Source organism: Brucella pecoris, assembly GCF_006376675.1.
Classification (GTDB): domain Bacteria; phylum Pseudomonadota; class Alphaproteobacteria; order Rhizobiales; family Rhizobiaceae; genus Brucella; species Brucella pecoris.
Genome location: NZ_VEWK01000043.1, coordinates 1 through 2,919, shown reverse-complemented (window position 1 = coordinate 2,919; position 2,919 = coordinate 1). Strand labels below are relative to the sequence as shown.

Sequence of the window (2,919 nt, the reverse complement as noted above, 5' to 3'; positions counted from 1 at the left end):
TTCGAATGTCATGACTTCCTCCTTTGGTTGGCCTTTCATTCTGAAGGTTCGGAGGGAGGCGTCCATCCCATAACATGCGCACCGCGATCGACAAGGTTGGCCGCGGGAAAGAGCGTGACGTCAACGTGCGCTTCCAGGCGATGGCTAGCCACTACCTGTTCGAGCCTGAGTTTTGCAATCCGGCTTCAGGCTGGGAGAAGGGACAAGTCGAGAAGAATGTTCAGGATGCGCGTCATCGGTTCTTTCAGCCCGTTCCGCGCTTTCCATCGCTGGAAGCCCTGAACGACTGGCTCGAGCAACGCTGCAAGGAGTTCTGGGCACAGACCCCGCACGGTCAGATGCGTGGCACCATTGCCGACATTTGGGCGGAAGAAGCTCCCGCGCTCATGCCCATTACCCGGCCGTTCGATGGGTTTGTCGAATACACCAAGCGTGTCTCTCCGACCTGCCTCGTGCATCTGGAGCGCAATCGCTATAGCGTCCCGGCGTCCTTCGCCAATCGGCCGGTGAGCCTAAGGGTTTACCCAGACCGTGTTGTGGCCGCCGCAGAAGGACAGATCATTTGCGAGCATCGTCGCGTCATTGATCGCTCCCACGACAGGCCAGGACAGACGATCTACGACTGGCGGCACTACTTGGCGGTAGTGCAGCGCAAGCCAGGTGCGCTTCGCAACGGTGCACCATTCGTCGAACTTCCCGATGCATTCCGGGCCTTGCAGCAATACTTGCTCAAGAAGCCGGGCGGCGACCGGGAGATGGTCGATATCCTGGCGCTCGTCCTTCAACACGATGAACAGGCCGTCCTGTCGGCGGTCGACATGGCGTTGAAGTCCGGTGTTCCGACCAAGACGCATGTTCTGAACCTGCTGCATCGCCTTGTCGACGGCAAATCCTTCACGCCGCCGACCATCGATGCGCCACAAGCCCTGACGCTCGTCAACGAGCCCAAGGCCAATGTTGAACGATACGATGCCCTGAGAAAGACGGAGGCCCGCCATGCGTCATAATCCAGCAAGCGGTGCGATCGTCATCATGCTGCGGCAACTGAAGATGCACGGAATGGCACAAGCCGTCGGCGAACTAACCGAGCAAGGATCGCCGGCGTTCGAGGCTGCCATTCCGATCCTGTCGCAGCTTTTGAAAGCAGAGACCGCGGAACGTGAAGTTCGCTCGACTGCCTACCAGCTCAAGACGGCACGCTTCCCTGCCTATCGTGATCTGAATGGCTTCGACTTCGCCAGCAGCGAGATCAACGAGGCGCTCGTGCAGCAGCTTCATCGCTGCGACTTCCTGGACGACGCAAACAACATCGTTCTGGTCGGTGGCCCCGGCACGGGCAAGACACACATTGCTACCGCGATAGGTGTTCAGGCCATCGAGCATCACCACAAACGGGTCCGGTTCTTCTCAACGGTCGAGCTGGTCAACGCGCTGGAACAGGAAAAGGCGCAAGGACGGTCTGGGCAGATCGCCAATCGCCTTGTCCACTCTGATCTCGTGATCCTTGATGAGCTTGGATACCTGCCGTTCAGCGCGTCAGGCGGTGCGATGCTCTTCCACCTGCTCAGCAAACTCTACGAGCGAACCAGCGTCATCATCACGACGAACCTCAGCTTCAGCGAATGGGCCAGCGTCTTCGGTGATGCCAAGATGACCACGGCATTGCTCGATCGGCTTACCCATCATTGCCACATCCTTGAAACCGGAAACGACAGCTTCCGCTTCAAGAACAGCTCTGCGCACGACACTAAAACGACAAAGGAGAAAACGAGGAACTTGACCACGACCGCAGACCCGAAACATACCTAACAGGCGGGTCAATTCTCGGTGGAAACGCCGGGTCAGTTCTCAGTGGCAATCAACAGTCAGGTTCGATCGGATCTTTTCCATCCGCACCGGATATACTGATCTGGATAAGCTTTTGACGCGCTTACTGCGCCGTAAACAGGAATTGCTGAAAGTTCTCGAACGACCAGAAATCCCGTTGCACACCAATGCTGCCGAGAATGATCTGCGCAGTTGCGTCACCAAACGCAAGATCTCCGGCGGCACCATGAGCCGGGACGGCCGTATTGCCCGCGATACCATGCTGGGTATCATGAAAACCTGCAAAAAGCTTGGGCTGTCATTCTGGCACTACCTCGGCGATCGGCTTGCTATATCCACTCAGAAGCCAGCCATTCCGGAGCTTGCAGGCCTCATCATCGCAAAAGCCCGATAGTGTTCATCTTTATCGGCGGCGACCAGGTTTTGTAAATGGAACGACCCGGCCTGCTTTTGTCGGTGCCTCATCTAAAATATGGCGACCAGTCAGGCTCAGCAATGACGGCGAAACGTTCCACTGTTTGTCGTCATCGGTATGTACCGTCACTGTCTTGCGATTACGGCGGATTACAAAACCACGAACCTCGGCACCATCCGGTCCTTCAAACATCACGCCGCTGCCGATCCTGATGTCCTGAAGGGCTACCTCATTTCTTTGCTGCTGCAGAAACTGCAATCTCTCAACGATACGCCGGTTCAGCGCCATCAGCATCGCTTCATCCAGACTATCAATGTCGATCTCAGTCATCCGCGCCTTCTTCAAAGTGCTATTGCAAGCAATCTTCTGTCACAGACCGGATTATGGTAGATTGCAAGTCAGCGCGCAATTGCACAGTGAAATAGCACCGCCAACGGATATGCCCCGCTTACCCATTTTCGATTCTCAAAAAACCGGCACTCCGCATTATCATCTCATTGTAAACATTGTTTTTTGATGCTTCAATTGAACTTAATTAACCATTCAGTATGGTTACCGCGACATTAACCATGTTGGCTTCTAACCTTCGATAAGTATAGCTTATCGGAGGTGAAATGTACGAGGCACTTGTACGTGCTGTAAAACAATGGTATCAATGGCGTACGATCAATTTCGGA

General features: G+C 55.1%; 2 protein-coding genes and 2 pseudogenes. 3 read left to right on the top strand and 1 reads right to left on the bottom strand.

Going from position 1 to position 2,919, the window contains the following annotated elements; all coding sequences use genetic code 11:
* Positions 1 to 71: 71 nt before the first annotated feature.
* From FIB18_RS24505 to FIB18_RS24495, 3 genes and pseudogenes are all read left to right on the top strand, one after another.
* Positions 72 to 1,007 (top strand): annotated as a pseudogene (locus tag FIB18_RS24505) (Mu transposase domain-containing protein); the annotation flags it as partial.
* Positions 997 to 1,809, top strand: coding sequence for an IS21-like element helper ATPase IstB (gene istB, locus FIB18_RS24500; protein ID WP_094513296.1), 813 nt, complete (start codon positions 997 to 999; stop codon positions 1,807 to 1,809). The pseudogene FIB18_RS24505 and the gene istB, both read left to right, overlap by 11 nt.
* Before the next feature lie 58 nt (positions 1,810 to 1,867).
* Positions 1,868 to 2,221: pseudogene (locus FIB18_RS24495) on the top strand (IS66 family transposase); the annotation flags it as partial.
* Positions 2,222 to 2,230: 9 nt separating this feature from the next.
* On the opposite strand, the gene FIB18_RS24490 reads toward FIB18_RS24495, so the two are convergent.
* The gene (locus tag FIB18_RS24490) at positions 2,231 to 2,587 is read right to left on the bottom strand and encodes a hypothetical protein (RefSeq protein ID WP_112808279.1); all 357 of its coding nucleotides are present in this window, start codon (positions 2,585 to 2,587) and stop codon (positions 2,231 to 2,233) included.
* Positions 2,588 to 2,919 lie beyond the last annotated feature (332 nt).